Raw genomic sequence first — 23230 nt, 5'->3', positions numbered from 1 at the left:
GCAGGTTTCCGGATCAGGCCGGAATCTTTTTCTTCGAGGAGAAGAACATCGCCTGACTCACGGCGGAACGCACCTGCTCTTCGGTATAGGGTTTGTTGATCAGGAAGGCCGGTTCCGGGCGTTCGCCCGTCAGCAGCCGCTCGGGGAAGGCGGTGATGAAGATCACGGGAACTTCGCCGAACTGGGAGAGGATCTCCTTCACCGCGTCGATGCCGGAGGAATTGTCGGCCAGTTGGATATCGGCCAGGATCAGATCAGGGCGATCCTCGGCGGCCAGTCGGACGGCTTCGGCATGGGTGCGGGCATTGCCGGTGACGCGGTGGCCCATGCCTTCGACGATATCCGCGATGTCCATCGCGATGATCGCTTCATCCTCGATCACCAGAACCGCGCCATGGACGGAGGATTCCATCTCGCGCAGGGCCATGTCGATCAGGTGATCCACCTCGGCGCGGTCGGTGCCCATGATCGTGGCGACCTGGTCCGGCGTAAATCCTTCGATGGAGTTCAGAAGCAGCGCTTCGCGCGAATTGTGCGTGAGGGCCGCGAGATGCGCCTGGGCACGCGAGGAGCTGCCACCCTCGGCCTCGGCCACGGGGGCGCCGGAACTGGCCCAGATGGAATGGAACACGGCGAAGAGGGCGATCCTGGTATCGGGATGGTCGGCAACCAGCCCGGGATCGGTGATCACGGCCTCGAGAACCGCGATGGCATAGTTGTCGCCGCTGGTCTGGTTCCCGGTCAGGGCACGGGCGTAACGGCGCAGGTAGGGCAGGTGCCGGGCGACCCGGGCCGAAAGATCGTTCGCGTCCTGTGCGATCATGAAGAAAGCTCCAAAAATTTTCGGTCTTGCGGGAACCAAACGCGGCGGAGGACGTTTGGTTCCGTGAATGAAACCGGGAATGCAGAAAAAATGTCGAGCGATCGGGATGAAGAGACGCCGCGGCGCCAGGCGATGCGCGCGCAGATCGACGAGAATCTGAAGCGGGTCTATTCAGCCGCCCTGAACGAGGAATTGCCCGACCGGTTCCGCGAGTTGCTGGCGCAACTGAAGGCTGCGGAGGGCGGCACGGGCAAGGGTGGGACATCATGACCGCCGCATCGGTTCTGGCCGAGGCGGGCAGTGCCGACCCGCGCGACCGGCTGGCCGGGGCGATCCCCCGCCTGCGGGCCTTTGCGATCAGCCTGACGCGCGATGTGTCCAAGGCCGACGATCTGGTGCAGGAGACGATCCTGAAGGCCTGGTCCAATATCGACAAGTTCGATCCGGCGACAAACCTCGACGCCTGGCTGTTCACCATCCTGCGCAATGCCTTTTATTCCGCGCTGCGCAAGACCCGGCGCGAGGTGCAGGACAGTGACGGGGCCTTTGCGGCGACGCTGTCGGAGCGGCCCGCGCATGACGGGCGGCTGGCCTTTGGCGATTTCCAGCGCGCCTTCGATCAGCTGAGCCCCGAGCATCGCGAGGTGCTGATCCTGGTCGGTGCTTCCGGATTTTCCTGCGAGGAGGCCGCCGAGATGATGGGCGTGGCCGTCGGCACGGTGAAGAGCCGGGCCAGCCGGGCGCGCAGGCGACTGGCGGAGTTGCTGCATCTGGCCGAGGGCGAGGACATGTTCTCGGGCACGGATGGTGCGACGCAGGCGGTTGTGCTGCGCGGCGCGACGGCGGCCTGTTGACGACCGGACATCCTGTGAGGACAGGGCGGGCATGAAGTTTCTGGCGACCAGCACCCTGGGCTTTCGGCTTGGGTCGACGCTTGTGCTGGCGTTGTTGCCGCTTGGCGTGCTTTCGGTTGTTCAGACGCAGGTGACGCGCGAACAGTTCCACCAATCGACGCTGGAAGGCATCGGTGGCGCGTCGCTGGCGGCCGTGCAGCCCCAGATCGACCTGATCCGCGCCAGCCAGACCACGGCGAAGGTTCTGGCACAGAGCCTGTCGCCGGGCATTCCGGAGGATGCGGAATGCATGGCGCGGATGCGGGCGGTAGCCGAGGGCATCCCCGAAGCATCGCTTGTCGCCTATATCCCGATGTCGGGCCGGATGACCTGTGCCTCGACCGGGGAGCCGTTCGACTTTTCCGGGAATGCCGCCTTTGAGCGGATGATGGCACGCCCGGAACCGATGCTCGTTTTCAATCCGCGCGGCCCGGTTTCGGGGGGGGCGGTGATCGGGGCGGTGCATCCGGTGGTGGACGGAAGCGGCCGACAGACGGGGGTGGTTTCGGTGTCGATCCCCAATCAGGCGGTGACGCCCAGCCCCTATACGGCCGACTATGTCGAGTGGGAGCCGGGTGTGATCGTCGCCTTTACGGCGGATGGCACGGAACTGGCCCGGTCGGATGAGGCGCGCGACGCCCTGGCATTGCTGCCCCCCGGCATGGGCCTGGACGGGGCGGCCCGGCTTGCCGGGCGTCCGGCCTTTGTCGAAGGGGCGGACGGTTCGGAGCGGATCGTGTCGGTGGTGAATGTCGCCGAAGACCTGTTTCTGCTGGCCATCTGGGAACAGGGCGAGGCAAGTTCCTGGGCGGCCAGTGCCATGGCGCCCTATCTGCTGCCGGCGCTGACCTGGGCGGCGGCGCTGATCGCGGCGGCGCTGGCCTCGGGGCGGCTGGTGGTGCGGCATGTGCGGGCGCTGTCACGCGCGATGATGGCCTATAGCGAGGCGCGCGCGCGGGTGGCGATTCCGGATATCGCCGAGGCCCCGACAGAGATCCAGAAGCTGCATGCCGTCTATGAAAAGCTGATCCGCGATCTGGAGCAGGACGAAGCAGAGTTGCAGAACCTGCTGGTGGACAGGGAACGGCTGCTGCGCGAGGTTCACCATCGCAGCGGCAACAGCCTGCAGATCATCGCTTCGGTCATGCGGATGTATCGGCGCGAGGCAGGCGATCCGGCCCTGCGGGGGGTGCTGGACGGGCTGATCTATCGCGTCATCGCGCTGTCCTCGACCCATACCAGCCTTTACGGATTGGACGGCCGCCGCGATGTGCCGATGGATGAGGTGCTGGGCGGGGTGGTGCGGCGATTGAAGGAGATCCACGGCATCGCGATCGGATCGGCGCGCTACAGGCTGGATCCGATCCGGCTGACCCCCGAGGCGGCGGTGCCCCTGGCCCTGGCGGTGGCCGAGGCCGTGGGGTGCCTTTTCGCGGCAAGGGCGGGCATGGATCGCGGGATCGAGGTGGCGCTGACCGAAGAGGGGCAGGACATCCGGCTGTCGATAGAAGGCCCGGCCGTGCCGGAGTTCCTGGCTGACACCACGACAGGCATGGCGGCCCTGCCAAAGCGGATGCTGGCGCGCTTTGCTGCCCAGTTGCGGGGGCGCGTCTCGACGCGGACCGACGGCGCGCGGTCGGTGGTGGAACTGGTCTTTCCGCGCGGCGGGATCTGACGGGCGGGCGGTTTTTCCGGGATCCGGGGGAACCGTTCCGCATGGTCGCGCGTTGGTCTGGCAGATCTCAACAGGGCGCAAGGTGGCGCCCGGGACATGAAAAAAAGGAGCATTGCCATGCTTGGTTGGGCTGTCACTTTCCTCATCATCGCGCTGATCGCGGGCGTTCTCGGCTTTGGCGGTATTGCCGGCACCTCGGCCGGTATCGCGCAGATCCTGTTCTTCATCTTCCTGGTGCTTTTCGTGCTGTCCCTGATCGGCCGCCTCATGCGGCGCGGCTGATCTGTCTGCCCTGCCCGCAGGGCCATCCCCGGCCCTGCGGGATTTCGTCGTTCCCTCTGAACTCAGGCTGCGATTTCGGTCGCAGCCTTTTTTCTGGCCGGTCCTTGCGCCGGGCAGCAAGCGAAAGGCCCGGATGCGGTGATGCAATCCGGGCCGGGGCGGGGCTTTCCGTGGGGCGCGCTCGGGCGCCAGTCAGGGCGCGCCCGCGGCGATGGTCTGGCGGATGTTCAGGCAAAGGCTGATGTTCTGCCGGTTGAGACGCGGGGCGAGACGGGAGAGAAACTCCTTCAGGCCGGCGACGGCGGGACCATCGTCGAGATCGAGCGAGATCCTCGCCTTGCCTGGCCGACGCAGGGCGGGCAACAGGCAGAGGATGGCGCACATCACCGAGAAGACCGTTTCCGCCTGTGATCCGTCGGCGGCAAGGATCAGGTGATCGAGGCCGCCATTCGCGTCGATTTCCTGATGCAGATGGCCGAGCGCGCGGCTCTGCCGGAAGTCCGTCCAGATCATCTGCGCGCCGGGAAGGGCAAGTTCGGCCAGGGTCATGCCCACGACCCGGCTGCCGGCCACGATGACCGTGCAACTGTCCGCATCCAGTGCGCGGACCTGAGGCGAGAGGAGGGCGGCATCGTTCACGAGGATCACGGGACGACGGGAAGGGGCTGACATGGCGTTCTCCATCTTCGGGCCGGACAGGCATTGCGAGGGCAACGCGCGAGGCGGCGTCAGGTTCCGGCCCGGCGGCAGGTGCGGGAAAAATCGTCCCGGGTATCGGGAACGTGATCGGGTGACGGCCGTTGTTTTCCGAGTGGCGCAGGTCCGGGACACGGCGGCGAGGGGGCGGGGATGATGGTGACAGGGCAAGAGCAGGCACCGATGGTGCCGGTATCGGGCGACAGGTCTGGTGCCGGATCGGGCGGGGAACGGCGCGCTGTCCGGGATGGCAGCGGTGCAGAGGAGGGCGCGCGTCCTGCCAAGGCGCGGCAGTCGGTCGTTTCCCTGACCACTCTGGCGGTGATCACGGTGGTCTGTGCGATCCTTTATCTGGCGCGGGATCTGTTCCTGCCGCTGGCGCTGGGGATGCTCTGTGCCTTTGTCCTGACACCGCTGGTCAATGCCCTGCGCCGACGCGGCCTGACGGAGCGCTGGGCCGTCGTCCTGACCGTGCTGGCCACGGCGGCGCTTGTCGGGGGCTTTGTGCTGGCCTTCGCCTATCAGCTGAGCCTGATCGGGGCGAACCTGCCGCTTTATCAGGGGAATGTCCTGTCGAAGCTGGATGCCTTTCTCGAGATGGGAAAGGAGAGCCGGATGGTTGCGCAACTGCAGGCCATGGTGGCCGACATCAGCGACCGGCTTGCCGCGGCGGAGGGGGGACAGGGCGCGCAGGATGCCGGGCCGGTGCGTGTGGAACTGATCGAGACGACCAGCCTGTCGGATTGGCTGACCGGGGTCATCCTTCCTGCGCTGGAGCCGGTGGCGATTTCGGGGTTGATTGCGGTGGTTGTCGTCTTTGCGCTGCTGGAGCGGGCGGCCCTGCGCGACCGTCTGGTCATCCTGATCGGCGGCAGCAACATCCTTGCCACCTCGCGCCTGCTGGGCGAGGCCGGATCGCGGGTGTCCAGCTATCTGGTCGCGCAGCTGGTGGTGAATGTCGTCTATGCGGTGCCGATCTGGCTGGGACTTTGGCTGATCGGTGTGCCGAACGCGCTGTTTTTCGGGATCGTGACGCTGATCCTGCGCTTCGTTCCCTATATCGGCACTGCGATTTCGGTGGTGCTGCCATTGGTGATGGCCTTTGCGGTGGCGCCGGACTGGTCGCTTGTGCTGTGGACGGTGGCGCTGTTCGCGGGGGTGGAACTGATCACGTCGAATGTCGTGGAGCCGCGTTTCTATGGCCGCCGGACCGGGCTGAGCCCGCTGGCGGTGATCGTTTCGGCCATGTTCTGGACCTGGCTTTGGGGGCCGATGGGGTTGATCATCGCCACGCCGCTGACCGTCTGCCTGGTGGTGATCGGCCATCATGTGCCCAGTCTGCGGGTCTTTTCGATCCTGCTGGGCGACAACCCGGTTCTGGAGGAAACGGCGCGGCTTTATGATCGGCTGTTGACCGGGCATTCCTTCGCGCTGGACGAGGCTTCGGTCCTGGCGGCGGGGGAGGCCCGCATGTCGCGCGAGATTGCCGAGTTCTATGATCGCAAGGCGATTCCGGCGCTGGCCATGGCGCAGGCCGATCAGGAGACGGGGCTCTTGTCCGATGCGCAGGCCAACCGGATGGCGGATGCCGTGCTGGACCAGGTCGAGCGGCTGGACGCCGTGATCGAAGAGGCCGCCGGGCTGGACGGCGACAGCCCCTTGCCGGGTGCGGGCCGGAGGGTGGTGGTGACCGGCGCGCGCACGGTGCTGGACGAGGCGGTGGCGGGGATGCTGGCGCAGGTGATGCGGGCAGAGGGGGCCGAGACGCGGGTGCTGTCCTGGCGGGCGGTTCAGGCCGAAGCGGTGCAAGCCTTCGGGGCCGAGGTGATCGTCCTGACATCGCTTGACCGGGAGGCGGGCGCGGCTGTCGCGGTGAGATTGCGCCAGTTGCGGCGGCGGTTTCCGGCCCTGCGCGTTGTGCTGGCCGTCTGGTCAGCGCCGGAAGAGGGCGGGGGTGTGTCCGCGCCATCCCGGGACGGTGAGGAACACGCGTCAGGGATGGCGGAGACGCTGGAAAGGGCGTTTGGCCTGGACAGGACTGTTGGGCGCGGCTGAATTGGGTTGGTCGGGGCCTTCCTTCCGGCCGGTTCAGGGATAGGTGGGCGGGAACATCGCGGCCAGATCGGGATGACCCCAGCTGCGTTCCGGGTAGCGCTGCAGCAGCCTGTCGAACTGGGCCTGGGCCTGGCTGCGGGCGGCGGCCATGTCCATCCCGGCGACCTGGCCATCGCGCATGGACAGGCGACCATCCACGAAGACGGCTTTGGTCACCCGGCCGGTTGCGCCGAAGATCAGGCTTTGCACGGGGTCGATCCGGGGTGCGAAATAGCTGTCGGCCATGTCGAAGATCGCGATATCCGCCTTCGATCCCGGCTGCAGGCGGCCGAGATCGGGCCGATGCAGCGCATTGGCCCCGCCCATCGTTGCGGCATCGAAGACCTCGGCCGTGGTCAGGCCCCGATCATCGCCTTCGGCGGCGCGGCCCATCATCAGGGCGACGGCCATGTTCAGCACCATGTCGGCGGGGGCGGTATCGGTGCCCATGCCGATATTGATGCCGAGGTCACGGCAGCGCCGGAACGATTTCAGCATTTCACCATCGCGCGCATAGACCAGCGGGCAATGCGCGATGGTGACACCGTGACGGGCATAGAGGGCCAGATCCTGTGGTTCCGCCTCGACGGCATGGGGGGCGATCAGCCTGTCGTGCAGCAGACCATGCCGGGCGAGCCATTGCGGGGCGGTGGTTCCGTGCAGGGCCTGCACGGTGCGCCGTTCCATCCGGCCCTGTGCCATGTGCAGGCGCACCGGAAGGGCCATGTCGCGGGACGCGGCCATGGTGCGTTCCAGCAAGGCCAGGGTGCAGGTTTCCACCCGGTCGGGCGACAGCATGGCCTGAACCAGCCCGCCGTAACTGCCGCCGTGACGGCTGGCGAAGACAATGGCATCGTCGAGTCCCTTCAGGCCGCGTGCCTCGTCGAAGCGGGGTTCGAGAACGCCCGGAGCCGTGCAGACCATGCCGCCCGACCGATAGGCCGGGCCAAGCCAGACCCGCAGGCCAAGATCGGCGGCTGCCTGGGCGGCGGTTTCGAATTCGGCGGTGGTTTCGCCCCATTCCCGGTAGAAGAGCGAGGCGATGGGCAGGGCGGAGGTGATGCCCTGGCGCAGGAGTTGGGCAAAGGCGTAGTGTTTCTGGAAGGCCAGTTCTTCCGGCGTATACATCTCGTACGGGCCGCGATCGACATAGGATTGCGGCCAGACACGCCCCGTGGCCCAGCCTGGGCCGTTATCCACGGTGAGCAGGGTCGTATCCAGATCCGAGAGCGCATCGAGATCGATGAAACCGGGGGAAACCAGCACGTCGCCCAGATCAATCCTGCGTGCGACAGGGCCGGGAAAGGCGGGGCCGACATGGATCACGCGATCGGCTTCGATGACGATCTCGGCCTGTTCGAACAGTTTGTGGCGGCCGTTCAGATGGCCGATGATCCAGCGGGCCGCCAGTGCCGTCCGGCCGGAGGGCCGCTGGCCGAGGGTCAGCGCATCGAGGCCCGTCATGCCGCGCCTGCGATCATGTCGGCGGATTTATCTCGCGGATAGGCATAGGCCCCGGCCTTTGACGTGCGGTAGCCGGCGCCTGCCAGCGCCTCGGCAAGGCGGGTGGCGGCGGTGACGCCATCAATGACGGGAATGCCCGCCGTCTGCGACAGCCAATCGCAGAGATCGGTCATGCCCGCGCAGCCCAGAACGATCGCCTCGGCCCTGTCCTCGTCCATGGCGAGGCGGGTTTCGTCGAAGAGCCGCGCCCGGGCCGATGCCGGATCGGCCTCAAGCGCCAGAACAGGCATGTCCACCGCGCGCACCCTGCGGCAGCGATGGGCCGCGCCATAGGCTGCGACCAGATCCTCGATCACGGGAACGGAGCGGGGCAGCGTGGTGATCACCGAGAATCTGGTGGAAATCGTCATGGCAACCTGCAGGGCCGCCTGACAGATGCCGATGACGGGGCCTGTGGCCACCTCGCGCGCGGCGGCAAGACCGGGATCATCGAAACAGGCGATGACATGGGCATCGGCGCCGCGTGCCTCGGCCCGCAGGATGGCGGCGAGCAGGGCGGGAACGGCCATCGCCTCATCCCGGTAGCCTTCGATTGAGGGGGGGGTGCCCATGCCGGTTTCGGCGTCGATATCGGTGCCGGGGCTGGCGGCTGCCCGCGCCGCATCGGCGATGGTGCGGGTCATGGCGGCGGTGGAATTGGGGTTGATCACATGGATGCGCATCAGAGGGCACTTTCCGTGGCGCGGGGCGTGATCTGCGCCAGTTCGTAGGGCAGCAGGGCATCGGGTTTCTTCAGTTCGAACTGGCGGTCCGAGGTGATGTAGTTGTCGGCATGCAGGCGGGCGATGGGCTGGTAGGTTTCCGGGTTCACGTAGCGCCGACCGGCATCCATGCAGCGGTCCTCGACATGCATGTCCAGCACCTCGCCCACGATGAGGACGCGGGCGGGATATTCGAGGATCCGTTCCACGCGGCATTCGAAGGCGCAGGGGCTTTCGCCGATGCGGGCGGCGTCGATCTGGCGGCAGGGCACCGGCGTGAGGCCCGCGAAGGCGAGTTCGTCGACTTCGGCGGGGAAGTTGACGCTGCAGACGATCATCGCATCGGCGAGGGCCATGTCGACCATGTTCACCACGAATTCCCCGGTGCGCCGGATATTCGCCACGGTGTCCTTTTCTTCGCCATTGCCACGGTTCTGGATGCCCAGAACCACCAGCGGGGGTTCGTGGGAGAAGACGTTGAAGAAGCTCATGGGGGCGGCGTTGTTATGGCCCATCTGCGACCGGGTGCCGACAAGGGCAATCGGACGGGGACCGATGAAATTGGTCAGCAGGCGGTAGCGATCTGCCGGGGGAAGGGTGGTGAAGTCGAAATCCATCTGCCTGATCCTGTCACACAACCCGTTTTCCGCGCCGGACAACCTGCCTGTCCGAAGGCCGCCGACACAGGGCATCGCCCGGGCCGCTGGCCCCGATCATCACGAAATCGGCCCGGTTTCCGGGGGCGAGGCCATAGTCGCTGATCCCGATGGCACGGGCGGCGGCATGGGTGGCGCAGTTCAGGGCGAGGGTGAAATCTTCGTCCCGGTTCCAGTCGAAGCGATAGGCGGTGAGGAAGGCGCGTTCCAGCATGTCGCCATTGCCGAAGGGGGACCAGCTGTCGCGAATGCCATCAGACCCGCAGCAGACGGTCACGCCCATGGCGACCAGGTCCTCGACCGGGGGAACGGCGACATCGGCGGGGGCGGAGGTCATCAGGGAAATTCCGGCATCGGCAAGCCTGCGGCCGATGCGTTCCAGCCGTTGGTCGGGGATCATGCCAAGGCAATAGGCGTGGGAGATCATCACCTTGCCGGCAAGGCCCGAGGCGAGGGTGTAGTCGGCGATGCGTTCCACCTGCCAGGCGCCGAGTTCGCCCTTGTCATGCAGGTGGATATCGACGCCCGCGCCCTTTTCGACCGCCAGATCGAAGATGAAGCGCAACTGGCCGTCGGGATCGCCGTCGATGCCTGCGGGATCGAGACCGCCCACGGTTTCAACGCCCATGTCCATCGCGGCGCGGATCAGGTCGGCGGTGCCGGGACGGCAGAGCAGGCCCTGCTGCGGGAAGGCCACGAATTGCAGATCCATCCGGTCTGACCAGGCATCGCGCAGGCGCATCATCGCCTCGACATGGGTGAGCCCCATGTCGGGGGCGATGTCGATATGCGAGCGGACCGCCGTGGTGCCGCAGGCCAGCATCTGCGCCAGCAGGCGCGCGGCGCGATCTTCGGGCGGGGTGGTGTTGGCCGACAGGACGCGCCGTTCGTTTTCGATGTAGTCGCGCAGCCTGGCCGCGCGTTTGCCGGGTTGCCACGGCTCTCCCCACAGGGTCTTGTCCAGATGGACATGCGGTTCGACGAAGGCGGGCAGAACAAGGCGGCCTTCGCCATCGACGGCATCGGGGGCGGTGACATCGGGGCCGACTGCCGCGATGCGGCCGCCCTGGCAGCGGATGCCGATGGTCCCGCCGGTCATGTCGCGCAGATTGGTGAAAGTGGTCATCCTGATGCTCCGCAAGGGTGGGTTGCGGCCCCCGGGAACAGGGGCCGCAGGGGGATCAGCCTTTCAGGCGGGTCCAGATCCTGTCGCGCAATTCGCGCGCGGCGGGGCCGCAATCCATCGTGGGGACCAGGCGGGGGGCGTATTCCTCGGGCATGTTGATCGCGTCCATCGCGCGCCATTTCGGATCGAGGAATTCATCGGACTTGATCGCATTGGCATAGGCAATCGCATTCGACACGGCCGCTGCATTTTCGGGTGCCATCATCCAGTTGATGAAGATCTTTGCGTTCTCGGGGTGGGGCGCATTGGCCGGGACCGCGAAGTTGTCGCGGAACATCGGCGTGCCTTCCTTGGGATAGATGAAGCGGATCGTATCGCGCTGGGCGGTGGCGCGCGCGGTGGCACCGTTCCAGACGTGATACATCGCGACCTCGCCCGAGGCCATGCGATCCACCGTGCTGTCGGAGGAATACATCTTGAGCTTGGGGGCCTGTGCCTCAAGTAGTTCAAGGATGCGCTTGGCGTCATCGTTGCTTTCGGTGCATTGCGGAATGCCCAGATAGAGCGATGCGGCAAGGATCACGTCACTGGCCGTATCCAGTTCGGCGATCTTGCCTTCGAATTCGGGGCGCGGTTCGAACAGTTCCTTCCAGCTATGTTCGATCTCGGCCCCGCCGACGGCGGCGCTGTCATAGGCGAGGCCCGTGACGCCCCAGAGATAGGGGGCGGTGTATTCATGCGTCGGGTCGAAATCGGGGTTCTTGAAGGCGTCCTTCATGTGGACGTAGTTTTCCATCGACGGGGTGTCGATCTTCATCAGAAGCCCGTCCTTGATCATGCCGGGGATCACGTAATCCGAAGGCACGATCACATCATAGGCGGCCCCGCCCGATTGCAGCTTTGCCAGCAGGGTATCGTTGCTGTCAAAGCCATCCAGGATGACCTTGATGCCGGTTTCGGCTTCGAATTTCGCGAGGAGTTCGACGGGATAGTAATCCGTCCAGTTGTAGAAGAAGAGTGTCTTTTCCTCGTCTTGCGCGAAGGCGGGCAGGGCTGTCATCGCGGCGAGGGTCAGGGCTGTCAGGGTTCTTTTCATGGGGTCACTCCTCTGTTGGATTGTTGTTCGCGGCCTCAGCGCCGAAGGCGGCCGAGGAAGAAGGAAAGCGAGACGAGCAGGACGGAAATCACCAGCATCACAGTGGAAATCGCGTTGATCTCGGGCGTGATGCCGGCCTTGATCGACGAGAAGATGTAGACGGGCAGGGTGGTGGTGCCGGGGCCCGACAGGAAGAACGAGGTGAGGAAGTCATCGAGGCTGGTCACGAAGGCCAGCGTGAAGCCCGCCATGATGCCGGGCCACAGAAGCGGCAGCGTCACCCGGCGGAAGCAGCGGAAGCGGTTGGCATAGAGATCCTGCGCCGCTTCGCCGAAGCTCTGGTTCATGCCTTCCAGCCTTGCCCGGATCGGCAGATAGGCGAAGGGAATGCAGAAGGCGGTATGGGCAAGGATCATGGCCCCCAGCCCAAGCTGCACGCCGAGCGCCACGAAAAGCATCAGCGTGGCGACGGCGACGACGATTTCGGGCAGGATCAGCGGGGTGTTGAGAACCGCCTCGACCCCGCCGCGACCGGGAAAGGCGCGGGATGTGGCCAGCGCGGCCAGAAGCGCGATCACTGTGGCGGCGGTGGCGGCACAGAGCGCCAGGACGAGGGAATTCTTCGCGGCGGACTGAATTGTCGGGTTGGCCAGAATGCGCCCATACCAATCCAGCGAGGCATGCGACCAGACGGTCGCCGTCCGGTTGGCGTTGAAGCTGTATCCCACCAGAACCACAACGGGCACATAGAGATAGACCAGGACCAGCAGCGAGATCTCGCGCGTCAGGGGAAAGCGGCGGATGTTCATCTGACCCTCCGGTTGCGCCAGATCGCCATGGCGACCATCACGATCAGCATCAGCGCCAGCAGCACCACCGCGAGCGCCGCCCCGAAGGGCCAGTTGCGCGACGCGCCGAACTGCATCTGGATGATGTTGCCCAGCATCAGGGTCTTGCCACCGCCCAGCAGGGCGGGCGTGACAAAGGCCCCGAGGCAGGGAATGAAGACAAGCAGGGACCCGGCGGCGATGCCCGGCATCGCGATGGGGATCAGCACCCGCCGCAGGGCGCGCGACCGGGAAGCGCCCAGATCATGCGCGGCTTCCAGAAGCCGCCAGTCGAATTTCTCGAACACGGTATAGAGCGGCAGGATCATGAAGGGCAGGAAGGAATAGGTCAGGCCGATGGCGACCGCGAGGTCGTTGTAGAGCAGGGGGATCGGACCGATGGGCGATACGGAACCGACAGCCTGCGCGAGCCAGCCATCCTCGCGCAGGATGATCAGCCAGGCGTAGTTGCGCACCAGAAGGTTGGTCCAGAACGGGATGGTGATCAGCAGAAGCATCAGGTCGCGCTGCCCGCGCGAGAGGCCCGCCATCCAGAGCGCCACGGGAAGGCCGAAAAGCAGGCTTAGCCCCGTGGTCAACGCTGCCTGAAGGACAGAGCGCAGGAGGATCACCAGATAGCTGGTATTGAGGATCATCGTGCCGTCGAAATCCTCTTCCCAGGCAAGGCGGATGTAGTTGCCGAGCGAGGGGGCCGCGTTCCAATCCACCCCGCTGCTGCCACCCTTCTGCAGAAGCGAGATCCAGATGAGCAGGATCAGGGGAAGGCCGATCAGCAGGGCGATGGTCGCGAGGGCCGGGGTCAGAAGACCAAGGCGGCGGAGGGCGGGATTGCCGGTCATTGTGCCAGCACGCGCAGGGCTTCGGCAGGAAGGCCAAGCCCGACCTGGCTGCCGATTGCGGGCTGCGGGCCATCCAGATCGGACTGCCGCAGAAGGAAGGTGCCACCGTCGGCAAGCGCCAGCTTGTGGACAAGGGCCGTTCCCAGATAGGCGGTATGGATCACCTGCGCCTGCAGCTGGCCGGCCTCGGGGGCCAGGATTCGCGCGCGTTCGGGGCGGATGGCCAGGGTGATCCTGCCGCGGGCCTTATGGGGAAGGGACATCTGCGTCCCACCGGGCAGACGGACGGCATTGTCGGGAAGGGCCTCGGCCTCGATCAGGTTGATGTCGCCGATGAAGTCGGCGACGAAGCGGTGCGTTGGCGCTTCGTAGATGTCGCGCGGCGGGCCCATCTGCAGGATGCGGCCGCCCTGCATCACCGCCACGCGATCCGACAGGGTGAGCGCTTCTTCCTGGTCATGGGTCACGAAGAGGAAGGTGATGCCCGCCTCGGCCTGCAGCAGCTTGAGTTCGATCTGCATTTCCTTGCGCAGTTTGAGATCCAGCGCCGAGAGCGGTTCGTCGAGCAGAAGAACCCTGGGCCGCGGGGCCAGCGCCCGCGCAAGGGCGACGCGCTGCTGCTGGCCGCCCGAAAGCTCGGCCGGGCGGCGGCGGGCAAAGGATTGCATGCGAACCATCTCGAGCGCCTCGCCCACGCGGGCGCGGATCCTGTCGGCGGGCATCTGTTGTTCGACCAGGGCGAAACCCACGTTCTGTTCCACCGTCATGTGCGGGAAAAGCGCGTAGTTCTGGAACACCGTATTGACCGGCCGGCGAAAGGGCGGGGCCTGCGTCACGTCCTGCCCGTCGATCGAGATGCTGCCCTGATCGGCCGTCTCGAAGCCCGCAATCAGGCGCAGAAGCGTTGTCTTTCCGCAGCCTGACGGACCAAGGAGGGTGAAGAATTCACGCTGTCCGATCTCGACCGAGACGTTTTCCAGAACCCGGACGGCGGCGGTGCCGCGGCCAAAGCCCTTGCTGACGGATCTGATGGAGACTGCGGAAGAATCGGTCATGTCATCCTCGTTTTTCCATGGTGTCAGCGTTGACCGCATCAGATTTCATGTCAAGATTGCATGCAATTTTATTTTATTAATGCATGCAAAAATTGGTGACGCTTTGGTTTTCGACTGAAATCAGATCTTCTGCACAGGGAAAGGGCAGTCCTTGGTGCCGCTTCGGTCTGAAGGTGGCGGGCAGCGGGCGGCGATGCGCGCAAAGGGCATTGACCCGGGCATTGCATGCGATGATCTATGCGATTGCAGATGTCAGGAGGAGCGAGGGATGCCCAAGGCCAAGGAGACGCGCCCCGTTGCGACGGCACCCGGAGGCCGGAAGGCGGCCGAACCGGCCAAGGCCGCGACGCGCACCGAAAAGGTGCATGAGGCGCTGCGCCAGGCCATCATCGAACAACAGCTTGAACCCGGCGCGCGGCTTCCGGAGGACATGATCGGCGAGTCCTTCGGGACAAGCCGGACCATTGCCCGCGAGGCGCTGTTGCGGCTTTCGGTGGAAGGTCTGGTGGACCTGATGCCGAACCGCGGGGCCTTTGTCGCCAACCCGACGCTGGACGAGGGCAGGGATATCTTCGTCGTTCGTCGCGGGTTGGAACGGATGGTGGTGCTGCAACTGGCGGGCCAGCTTAGCTCCGCGCAGATCGAAGAATTGCGTCAGATGCTGGTGAATGAGGAACTTGCCGGCGCGCGCGATGAACGCGAGGCGATCCGGCTTGCCGGGGAGTTTCACCTGCGTCTTGCAGGGATGACGGGCAACAAGCTGCTGGTCCGATACCTGACGGAGACGGTGTCGCGCTGTTCGCTTGTATTGACGATCTATGGCCGCCCGCATTCGGTGGATTGCGGGCTTGATGAGCATCGCCAGATCATCGAGGCCCTGATTGCGGGCGAGGGGGAAAGGGCTGCCGAGCTGATGGAACATCATATCGAGCAGGTCGCGGGGCGGGCGCTACTTGAAACACGCAAGCCAAGGAGCGTGCAGGATGTGCTGTCTTCCTATGCGGAGCGGATATCGCGCGGATGAACCTGTCTTCGGGATTGGGCCGTCGCGCCCGCTTCAGGCCCGGGCAACCCAGCCCTTGAAGGTAAGGGCGGCGTAGAAAAGCTGGACATCGTGGAAGCCTGCCTCGATCAGCAGGCGCTCATCCTCTGCCGGGGAAAGGACGGGCAGGCGTTCCTTCATGGTTTCGATCCCGGCGAGGGCCTGCGCTTCGTCCATGCCGCCCGCGACCAGCCAGGCCGCGTTGCGCCGCAGCCAGAGATCCGGTTCCCCGTCACCCCCGGCAGGAAAGCTGTGATGGGCGGCGATGAAGGGCGCGCCGGGGCTGAGGCGGCGATGGACAGCGCGCAGCGTGCGGAGGCGTTCGTCGTGGCGCAGGAAGTGCAGGGTCAGAAGGCAGGCAGCGCCATCGAAGGGGCCTTCGGGGGCATCGTCGATATAGCCCTGATGGAAGGTGATGTTGGCGGTGTCGCTGCCCAGCAGTCGCCGCGCCTGAGCGATCATCGTGGGGGAAGGGTCGACGCCGTCGAAGTGCCAGCCGGGATGGGCGCGGGAGAAGGCCTGCAGTTCCAGCCCGCCACCGGCACCGAGGATCAGGACCCTGCCCTGGTCCGGCACATGTTCGGCGAGAAGGATGCCCGCCATGACATGCAGATCCCGCAGCCCGGGAACATGCCGGGCGACGCGCGCGGCATAGCTGGCAGGATCGCCGGGATCGGTGGCGGGGGAGGGGGTCACATCAGACCTCCGGCCAGACGAGCGAGCGATGCAGTTGCGCCCCGGCCCAGGCCCCGTCGGCCACTGCGAGCGAGACGGAATGCGGCGCGCGCGCGACGTCACCGCAGGCGAAGATGCCGGGGCGGCTGGTTTCCTTGGCCTCGTCCGTCCGGATCTGGCGGCCCATCGGGGTTTCGATCATCTCGCAGCCGATCAGCCCGGCCAGTGGCCCAGCCGGTTCCGTTCTGCTGGCGGTGAAGAGGCCGGAGAAGCGCAGCACGCGGCCATCGACCAGTTCGACATCGGCGCCACCTGACAGGCGGGCGAGGGGTGTGTCTTCGACCACGACGCCGCGCGCGTGCAGGTTGGCCCGCTGATCGTGGGAGAGTGTGAGGGCATCGTTCACGAAGAAGGTGACCTCTCCCCAGTCCGGCAACAACTCTGCCTGATGAACCGAGAGGGCGCCCGTGGCGATGACCCCGATCCGTCCCTGATCCAGTTCGAAGCCGTGGCAGTAGGGGCAGTGGAACACCGTCCTGCCCCAGCGTTCGGCCAGGCCCGGGATTTCGGGGAGCTGATCGCTGACGCCGGTGGCCAGAAGGATGCGCCGACCTTCGTGGGTTTCGCCAGGATCGGTGGCAACCCGGAATTCGTCCTTTCGCCCGGAGAGGGAGGCGACAGTTCCCTTCACCCAGCGCAGATCGGGATAGGCCAGCAACTGATCCCTGGCCTGGGCCCAGATCTGCGCCGGGTCCATGCCATCTTGCCCGAGAAAGCCATGCGACCGGCTGGCAAAGCGGTTGCGGCGCTGCCCCGCGTCGATCACCAGCACCTTGCGGCGCGCGCGCGCCAGTTGCAGGGCGGCTGCCATTCCGGCGAAGCTGCCCCCGATCACGATCACATCCTGCATGTCCTACTCCTGTCTGGCCCGCCTTTGCGCATGACGGCGGGCGAAATCGCGGGCCAGATCGGCCAGCGTCACATCGGCGAAACGGTCGAGCAGCAGCGCCTCGGCCGCGGCAAAGGCATCTTCGAGCGCGGCATTCACCGATTGTTCGACCAGGCATTCCGGCGTTTCGTTGCGGTTGCCGATGGCGAAGATCGCGGGCTCTCCCAGGGCTTCGTGCAGGCGGCGCAGGCTGACCGTCTCCAGATCGGCCGCGATGCGCCAGCCGCCCGCTGGCCCGCGGTCGGCCGTCACGAGGCCCGCCTCGCGCAGGTGGCCCATGGTCCGCCGGACGACGACCGGATTGGTGCCGAGGCATTGGCCGAGGGCCTCTGATGTCATCGGGCTGTCCCGTTCTGCCATGTGCAGAAGGGCGTGCAGGGTGGAGGAAAGGCGGCTGTCCCGTTTCATGTAACTATTGATGTTACGAATCAGACTGGATGTCAAGGAGGAGGCGGCCGCAGATGGTTTGCCTGTGCCGTCAGGGGCTATGCCGGGGCCATGCCAGAGCGGATCGTGCCGGCGGTGCGCAGGTAATGATCGCGCAGCAGTCGTTCGGCAAGGGGCGCATCCCGCGCCAGAACGGCATCGGCGATGGCGCCATGTTCCGCGTCGATATCGCGCTTCTGTGGGCCGGCCGCCAAGAGCGCGGGGATTCGGTACCGCTCTGTCGCGGCGTAGAGGCGTTCGAAGAAATCCAGGAGCCAATCCGATCCGCAGGCGGCGAGGAGCGCGCGATGAAAGGCATGGTGGCGCGCCTTCAGTTCATCGACATCGCCATCCGACCGGCCGGTCTGCCGCCGCAGGGCATAGAGCGCGGCGACGATGGAGGCCTCCCAGGTATCGTCGCCCTTGAGGATCGAGAGGCGGAGGGCTTCGGTTTCGATCAGAAGGCGGGCCTGAAGCGCGTCTTCGAATTCCGAGGGGGACCGGGCCGAGACGCGGAAGCCGCGCAGGGATTCGGCGGTGACGAGGCGTTCCGCCTGGAGCCGGTTCAGCGCCTCGCGCAGGGGGGAAAAGCCCATGCCATAGCGTTCCGAGAGATCGGCGAGGCGCAGGGGGCTTTCGGGGGCGAAGCGACCCTCGACGATGTCCTTGCGCAAGGAAACATAGGCTTTTTCGGCCAGAGTCATGATCGGATCCTTGTCTGCCGGTAGCTTAGTGAATGGCGGAGAGTCGTGCAATTCCAGAATTTTCGAAAATCCTTGTTGATATCGAAAATATGGAGAGGCATAGTCGGGCCGTTGCCGCAGGGAGGGGAGAGAGCCATGGCCAGCGAGCGCGAGAACCATCGTGAGGACGTGATCGGGCGGGCCAATGTCGAGGATACGCCAGAGTTGCTGGCCTATTACGACGAGTTGGAGGGCTTTCACGCCGGTGCCCTGTGGACCGTTGCGAACAAGATCGAGCCCTGGGCGCCGAAGAGCCAGTCCGTGCCGGTGGTCTGGCGTTATCGGGACCTGCGCGATCATGTGATCCGGTCGGTCGATCTGGTGACGCCGGAAAAGGCCGGGCGTCGGGTGATCTATCTGAACAATCCGGGCCGTCAGGATGTGGCGGCGGCCGTCGGCTGGATCTATGCGGGGCTTCAGGTGATGAATCCCGGCGAAGTGGCCAGCGCCCATCGCCATTCGGCCAGTGCGATCCGGTTCATCATGGAGGGGCGCGGGGCCTATACGGTGGTGGATGGCCACAAGATGACCCTGGGCGCGAATGACTTTGTCCTGACGCCGAACGGAACCTGGCATGAGCATGGCGTCAGCGCGGACGGATCGCTGTGCCTGTGGCAGGACGGGCTGGACATTCCCTTTGTCAACGCGATGGAGGCGAATTTCTACGAGGTGCATCCGGATCTGAACCAGGTCGTGGGACATGCCGTGGACGACATGACGAAGACCTGGGGCAATCCTGGCCTGACCCCCTATGGCGAAAGCTGGCGCAAGGGCTATAGCCCGATGTTCAAATACGAATGGGCGCCGACATATGACGCGCTGTCGAAATATGCAGGCTGCACGGCGGGCAGTCCGTTCGACGGCGTGCTGATGGAATATGTGAACCCCGTGACGAATGGCCCGGTGATGCAGACGCTGGGTGCAAGCATGCAGATGCTGCGCCCGGGCGAACATACCAGGGCGCATCGCCATACCGGCAGCTATCTTTACCACGTCGCGAAGGGGCGGGGTCATTCGATCATCAATGGCAAGCGCTTTGACTGGGCCGAGCGTGACATCTTCTGCGTGCCGTCCTGGGCCTGGCATGAGCATGTCAACGGATCGGATCGCGAAGATGCCTGCCTGTTCTGCCTGAATGACCTGCCGGTGATGCGGGCGCTTGGGCTGTATCGGGAAGAAGCCTTCGGGGAAAACGGCGGTCGGCAGCCGCTCTTGCAGGGATAAGACATGAAACTGGTAACCTATCGTGCCTCTGTCGAGGGGGCGGCGCGGCTTGGGGTGATCGAGGGCGATCTGGTCGTCGATGTGGAGCGGCTGGCGGCGGCGCAGGGGGAATGCCTGCCTGCCTCGATGCTGGGGTTGATTGATCTGGGCAGGCCCGGGCTTGAGGCGCTGCAGGGCTGTCTGGAGGCAGCGGCGGGGCGGCACAGGCCCGGCACGGCGACGGCGCTGGCGAATGTGCGCCTGCTGGCACCGATCCCCCGACCCAGAAAGAACATCTTCGGCATCGGGTTGAACTATGTCGAGCATGTCGCGGAGAGCGCGGCCAGCCTCGATACCTCCAAGGATCTGCCGAAGCAGCCGGTGGTGTTTTCAAAGCCGCCAACGGCGGTGATTGGTCCGGGCGACGGGATCGGGCACAATTCAAGGATGACCCGACAGCTTGACTGGGAGGTGGAACTGGCGGTGATCATCGGCACCACCGCCAGCCGTATCCGCCGAGAGGATGCCCTGAACCATGTCTTCGGATATTCGGTGATGATCGACGTTTCGGCGCGCGACAACCGGCGCGCGGGGCAGTGGATCTTTTCGAAGGGCATGGACAGCTATGCCCCGTTCGGGCCGGTCATCGTGACGGCGGACGAGATACCGGACCCCCAGACCCTTGACCTTTGGCTGACGGTGAACGGCGTCGAGAAGCAGCGGTCGAACACCCGGCACATGCTGTTCAAGGTTGACGAGCTGATCGCCGACATCTCGACCGGGATCACGCTGGAGCCGGGCGACATCATCGCAAGCGGCACGCCCGAAGGCGTGGGCGCGGGGCGGACGCCACAGGAATGGCTGCATCCCGGCGATGTCGTGGTGGGGCATGTCGAGGGCATCGGCAGCCTGCGCAATCCTGTCGTGAATACCACGCCGGAGGATTGACCCATCACCATGGGCCAACCGAGGATCGAGATCCGGATGAGCCCCGGGGGATGCAAGCCCGCGGCCACCATTTGAAGCGGAGACCCGTCATGAGCCCCCCCTTTGTTGCTGCCGTGGTGCAGATGGCCGCCCTTCCGTCGGACCCGATGGCCACTGCCGAGAAGGCCGCCGCCCGCCTGCGGGAAGCCGCGGCCAGGGGCGCGCGGCTGGTCGTCTTTCCCGAGGCGTTGATCGGGGGCTATCCAAAGGGTGCCAGCTTCGGCGCGCCCATCGGCATGCGCAAACCCGAAGGGCGTGCGGCCTTTGCACGCTATCACGCCGCAGCCGTGGATCTGGACGGCCCCGAGATCGCGTGTGTCGCCCAGGCCTGCGCCGATACGGGCGCATTCGCCGTCATCGGCGTGATCGAGCGCGACGGTGCGACGCTTTACTGCACGGTTCTCTATCTTGATGGGGCGAAGGGGCTGGTCGGCAAGCATCGAAAGCTGATGCCGACGGCGGGAGAGCGGCTGATCTGGGGTTTCGGAGACGGGTCCACCTTGCCCGCATTCCAGACCGAGCTTGGCACGATCGGGGCGGTGATCTGCTGGGAAAACTACATGCCCGCCTTGCGGATGCACATGTATCATCAGGGCGTCAGCCTGTATTGCGCGCCGACCGCCGATGACCGCGATACCTGGCTGCCCACCATGCAGCACATCGCCCTTGAAGGGCGAACCTTCGTTCTGACAGCTTGCCAGTACATCACGCGGGCAGCTTATGAAGCCGGGCATGAAAGTGCCCTCGGGGATGAACCCGACCGCGTGATGATGCGGGGGGGATCTGCCATCATCTCTCCCCTTGGCCAGGTTCTCGCCGGGCCGGATTTCAACGGTGAAACGATCCTTTTCGCAGAGATCGACCCGACCGAGGTGATCCGTGCGAAGTTCGATTTCGATGTGACCGGCCACTATGCCCGTCCGGACGTCTTTGAACTGATTGTCGATACCCGCGCGAAACCGGCGGTGCGAGAGCGCTGATGCGGTTCGATCTGGACAAGGTGCCCGAACCGATCGCCTACAAGCTTCTGGCGGCGACGGTGATCCCGCGACCGATTGCCTGGGTGGTGACAAAGGGCGACAAGGGCGTGAATGCCGCCCCCTATTCCTTTTTCAACGTCATGGGATCCGCCCCTCCGACGATCGCCCTTGGCCTGATGGCCGCGCCCGACAGGGGGTTCAAGGATACGGCCCTGAACATCATGGAGACCGGCGAATTCGTGGTGAACCTTGTGCCGGAGCGGTTGGTCGGGGCGATGAACCTGACATCTGCCGATGCCCCCCGCGGCGTGGACGAATTGCGGCTGGCCGGGCTTGAGGTTCTGGCAAGCGACCATGTCGCCCCGCCGAGGATCGCCGAAAGCCCGGTTGCCTTCGAGTGCAGGTCGCAGGCTTGCGTGGTTACAGGGCCATGCCAGACAGTGGTGATCGGCCGGGTTCTGGCCGTGCATGTCGAGGACCGTTTCCTGCACGACCCCGAGCGCGCCCATATAGATACCGATGCGCTGGACCTCGTCGCGCGCAGCTTCGGATCCGAATACATCCGCAGCCACGACCGCTTTGATCTGCCGCGCCCGACCTGGGCCAAGCTGATGGCTGAGGGAAAGGTCTGACAGGGCGTCGGCAAAGGGTTGCCTGCCATCCGTGCCGCCTGTCGCCATTCCGGGAAAGGCCGCCGGGATGCAGCGGCACCAATGCCTTGCCTGTGCAACTGATGGCGGAGCGAGAGGGCCTGACGTCGAACCTTCTCTGGCCTAAGGGCTCCTTTCTAAACGTACTAGGCCGTGTTGGCTCCGTTGCACAAATCGTCTGTTGACCGGACCTCCCCTTTCCCCGGACAGACTTATCCCGCGACCTCTGTGAGGGGTGTGCCGAGTGCGGTGAAGCCATTGAGCACGGCGACACGGACCTGGAACTCTGCGACCTGACGGTCGAAGTCCCGCGCGCTCAGGCGCTGCCCCAGCAGTTTCACACAGTGCATCTTGGTCTCGGCACGGCTTCGGCGGTGATACCCGCTCCATCGTCGCCAGATGGTCCGCCCGACGCGCTTCGATGTCCTCAGGATGTCGTTGCGGGCGATCGCCCCGGCGGTGTCAGGCTTCCAAGGCTTGGCGTTCTTGCGGGGCGGGATGATCGCTGCGGCGCCACGGGCCGCGATGGCGTCATGGCACTTGCGGGTGTCGAAGGCGCCGTCGGCTGTGACGCTGGCGATCTCCTGGTCGGGCGGGATCTGGTCGAGCAGTTCGGGCAACATGGGCGCGTCGCCCACGTCGCTGCTGGTGAACTCGGCAGCCCGGATTTCCAGTGATTTCTCGTCAATCCCAATGTGGATCTTGCGCCAGACCCGGTGTTTGCTGCCACCATGCTTGCGCGCGTTCCACTCGCCTTCACCCTCGACCTTGATCCCGGTGCTGTCGATCAGCAGGTGCAGGGGGCCGTCCGAGCCGCGGTAGGGGATGTTCACCTTCAGGGTCTTCTGGCGACGCGACAGGGTGCTGAAGTCGGGCACGGCCCAGTCCAAGCCGATCAGTCGCAGAAGGCTCTCGACGAATCCGGTCGTCTGCCGCAGCGCCATGCCGAACAGCACCTTCATCGTCAGGCAGGTCTGGATCGCAGCATCACTGTAGTCGGGCCGGCGACCACGCTTGCCGGTCGGCGCGGCTTCCCAGGTCATGGCCGGGTCGAACCGGATCGTCAGCGAGCCACGGCGCTTGAGCGCCTTGTTATACTCAGGCCAGTTCCTGGTCTTGTAGGTCGGAGGTGTCGGTCTGCTCATGTGCCCCAGCTACCACGCTGAATTCACGAGATGAATCCCTCACCGGATTTGTGCAACATGTGTAACCGCCCCTTGCGCAAGGGGTAATTTCAGAGCTGCTTTCCGCGCGTCACCGGGTGCTG

25 protein-coding genes are annotated in these 23230 nt (G+C 65.3%); 10 read left to right on the top strand and 15 right to left on the bottom strand.

The genetic code is table 11. The annotated features are described in order from the left end of the window. Window positions 1-13 precede the first annotated feature (13 nt). Window positions 14-823 (bottom strand): response regulator, encoded by an 810-nt coding sequence (locus tag G5V65_RS05330; protein ID WP_165047638.1) that lies wholly within the window; start codon window positions 821-823, stop codon window positions 14-16. 90 nt (window positions 824-913) lie between these two features. Here G5V65_RS05330 and G5V65_RS05325 point away from each other — a divergent pair, with 90 nt between their 5' ends. The 4 genes from G5V65_RS05325 to G5V65_RS05310 all read left to right on the top strand — a co-directional run bounded on the left by G5V65_RS05325 (window position 914) and on the right by G5V65_RS05310 (window position 3673). Further along, window positions 914-1093: a NepR family anti-sigma factor gene (locus G5V65_RS05325; RefSeq protein ID WP_241250455.1), complete on the top strand. Its 180-nt coding sequence runs from the start codon at window positions 914-916 to the stop codon at window positions 1091-1093. Then, on the top strand, window positions 1090-1677 hold the full coding sequence (locus tag G5V65_RS05320; RefSeq protein WP_165047636.1) for an RNA polymerase sigma factor: 588 nt from the start codon (window positions 1090-1092) through the stop codon (window positions 1675-1677). Before G5V65_RS05325 ends, G5V65_RS05320 begins: the two co-directional genes overlap by 4 nt. Before the next feature lie 31 nt (window positions 1678-1708). Beyond that, a complete protein-coding gene (locus G5V65_RS05315) occupies window positions 1709-3391 on the top strand; it encodes a sensor histidine kinase (protein WP_165047634.1) in 1683 nt (560 codons plus the stop codon). A gap of 117 nt (window positions 3392-3508) precedes the next feature. Further along, window positions 3509-3673, top strand: a complete 165-nt coding sequence (locus G5V65_RS05310; protein ID WP_165047632.1) for a DUF1328 domain-containing protein — start codon at window positions 3509-3511, stop codon at window positions 3671-3673. A 192-nt stretch (window positions 3674-3865) separates the two neighbouring features. Here the strand turns inward: G5V65_RS05310 and G5V65_RS05305 are convergent, their stop codons facing one another. Further along, complete coding sequence (locus tag G5V65_RS05305) at window positions 3866-4345, bottom strand: hypothetical protein (protein WP_165047630.1); 480 nt, start codon at window positions 4343-4345, stop codon at window positions 3866-3868. A 177-nt stretch (window positions 4346-4522) separates the two neighbouring features. On the opposite strand from G5V65_RS05305, the gene G5V65_RS05300 reads away from it, so the two are divergent. Beyond that, window positions 4523-6424, top strand: coding sequence for an AI-2E family transporter (locus G5V65_RS05300; RefSeq protein ID WP_165047628.1), 1902 nt, complete (start codon window positions 4523-4525; stop codon window positions 6422-6424). Window positions 6425-6457: 33 nt separating this feature from the next. Here the strand turns inward: G5V65_RS05300 and G5V65_RS05295 are convergent, their stop codons facing one another. From G5V65_RS05295 to G5V65_RS05260, 8 genes are read right to left on the bottom strand one after another with little or no spacing between them, the layout of a single operon-like run. Beyond that, window positions 6458-7927, bottom strand: coding sequence for an amidohydrolase family protein (locus tag G5V65_RS05295; protein ID WP_165047625.1), 1470 nt, complete (start codon window positions 7925-7927; stop codon window positions 6458-6460). Further along, entirely contained in the window at window positions 7924-8649 is a 726-nt protein-coding gene (locus G5V65_RS05290) for an aspartate/glutamate racemase family protein (RefSeq protein WP_165047623.1), read from the bottom strand. Before G5V65_RS05290 ends, G5V65_RS05295 begins: the two co-directional genes overlap by 4 nt. Continuing rightward, window positions 8649-9305 (bottom strand): flavin reductase family protein, encoded by a 657-nt coding sequence (locus tag G5V65_RS05285; protein ID WP_165047620.1) that lies wholly within the window; start codon window positions 9303-9305, stop codon window positions 8649-8651. Before G5V65_RS05285 ends, G5V65_RS05290 begins: the two co-directional genes overlap by 1 nt. Before the next feature lie 13 nt (window positions 9306-9318). After that, window positions 9319-10470 (bottom strand): amidohydrolase family protein, encoded by a 1152-nt coding sequence (locus tag G5V65_RS05280; protein WP_165047618.1) that lies wholly within the window; start codon window positions 10468-10470, stop codon window positions 9319-9321. 55 nt (window positions 10471-10525) lie between these two features. Continuing rightward, complete coding sequence (locus G5V65_RS05275; RefSeq protein WP_165047616.1) at window positions 10526-11566, bottom strand: extracellular solute-binding protein; 1041 nt, start codon at window positions 11564-11566, stop codon at window positions 10526-10528. Window positions 11567-11601: 35 nt separating this feature from the next. Beyond that, window positions 11602-12375, bottom strand: coding sequence for an ABC transporter permease (locus G5V65_RS05270; RefSeq protein WP_165047614.1), 774 nt, complete (start codon window positions 12373-12375; stop codon window positions 11602-11604). Beyond that, window positions 12372-13253 (bottom strand): ABC transporter permease, encoded by an 882-nt coding sequence (locus tag G5V65_RS05265; RefSeq protein ID WP_165047611.1) that lies wholly within the window; start codon window positions 13251-13253, stop codon window positions 12372-12374. Before G5V65_RS05265 ends, G5V65_RS05270 begins: the two co-directional genes overlap by 4 nt. Continuing rightward, the gene (locus tag G5V65_RS05260) at window positions 13250-14308 is read right to left on the bottom strand and encodes an ABC transporter ATP-binding protein (protein WP_165047609.1); all 1059 of its coding nucleotides are present in this window, start codon (window positions 14306-14308) and stop codon (window positions 13250-13252) included. The genes G5V65_RS05265 and G5V65_RS05260 overlap by 4 nt, the downstream gene beginning before the upstream one ends. Before the next feature lie 268 nt (window positions 14309-14576). Here G5V65_RS05260 and G5V65_RS05255 point away from each other — a divergent pair, with 268 nt between their 5' ends. Further along, entirely contained in the window at window positions 14577-15332 is a 756-nt protein-coding gene (locus G5V65_RS05255; protein ID WP_165047607.1) for a GntR family transcriptional regulator, read from the top strand. 33 nt (window positions 15333-15365) lie between these two features. Here G5V65_RS05255 and G5V65_RS05250 read toward each other — a convergent pair whose 3' ends face one another. The 4 genes from G5V65_RS05250 to G5V65_RS05235 all read right to left on the bottom strand — a co-directional run bounded on the left by G5V65_RS05250 (window position 15366) and on the right by G5V65_RS05235 (window position 18104). Further along, window positions 15366-16046: a class I SAM-dependent methyltransferase gene (locus G5V65_RS05250; RefSeq protein ID WP_343162820.1), complete on the bottom strand. Its 681-nt coding sequence runs from the start codon at window positions 16044-16046 to the stop codon at window positions 15366-15368. 1 nt (window position 16047) lies between these two features. After that, window positions 16048-16935, bottom strand: coding sequence for an NAD(P)/FAD-dependent oxidoreductase (locus G5V65_RS05245; protein ID WP_165047605.1), 888 nt, complete (start codon window positions 16933-16935; stop codon window positions 16048-16050). 3 nt (window positions 16936-16938) lie between these two features. Then, window positions 16939-17382 (bottom strand): Rrf2 family transcriptional regulator, encoded by a 444-nt coding sequence (locus G5V65_RS05240; protein ID WP_165047603.1) that lies wholly within the window; start codon window positions 17380-17382, stop codon window positions 16939-16941. A gap of 77 nt (window positions 17383-17459) precedes the next feature. Next, complete coding sequence (locus G5V65_RS05235) at window positions 17460-18104, bottom strand: FCD domain-containing protein (protein ID WP_165047600.1); 645 nt, start codon at window positions 18102-18104, stop codon at window positions 17460-17462. Window positions 18105-18239: 135 nt separating this feature from the next. Here G5V65_RS05235 and G5V65_RS05230 point away from each other — a divergent pair, with 135 nt between their 5' ends. From G5V65_RS05230 to G5V65_RS05215, 4 genes are all read left to right on the top strand, one after another. Continuing rightward, window positions 18240-19367, top strand: coding sequence for a cupin domain-containing protein (locus G5V65_RS05230; protein ID WP_165047598.1), 1128 nt, complete (start codon window positions 18240-18242; stop codon window positions 19365-19367). Between the two features lie 3 nt (window positions 19368-19370). Beyond that, complete coding sequence (locus G5V65_RS05225) at window positions 19371-20294, top strand: fumarylacetoacetate hydrolase family protein (RefSeq protein WP_165047596.1); 924 nt, start codon at window positions 19371-19373, stop codon at window positions 20292-20294. 89 nt (window positions 20295-20383) lie between these two features. Then, window positions 20384-21313, top strand: coding sequence for a carbon-nitrogen hydrolase family protein (locus G5V65_RS05220; RefSeq protein WP_165047594.1), 930 nt, complete (start codon window positions 20384-20386; stop codon window positions 21311-21313). Then, window positions 21313-21945: a flavin reductase family protein gene (locus G5V65_RS05215; protein WP_165047591.1), complete on the top strand. Its 633-nt coding sequence runs from the start codon at window positions 21313-21315 to the stop codon at window positions 21943-21945. Before G5V65_RS05220 ends, G5V65_RS05215 begins: the two co-directional genes overlap by 1 nt. A gap of 230 nt (window positions 21946-22175) precedes the next feature. Here G5V65_RS05215 and G5V65_RS05210 read toward each other — a convergent pair whose 3' ends face one another. Further along, a complete protein-coding gene (locus G5V65_RS05210; protein WP_165047589.1) occupies window positions 22176-23108 on the bottom strand; it encodes an IS5 family transposase in 933 nt (310 codons plus the stop codon). Between the last annotated feature and the right edge of the window lie 122 nt (window positions 23109-23230).

Origin of the sequence: Paragemmobacter kunshanensis (assembly GCF_011059185.1) — a bacterium.
GTDB lineage: Bacteria > Pseudomonadota > Alphaproteobacteria > Rhodobacterales > Rhodobacteraceae > Paragemmobacter > Paragemmobacter kunshanensis.
This window is presented reverse-complemented; position numbering and strand designations above follow the sequence as displayed.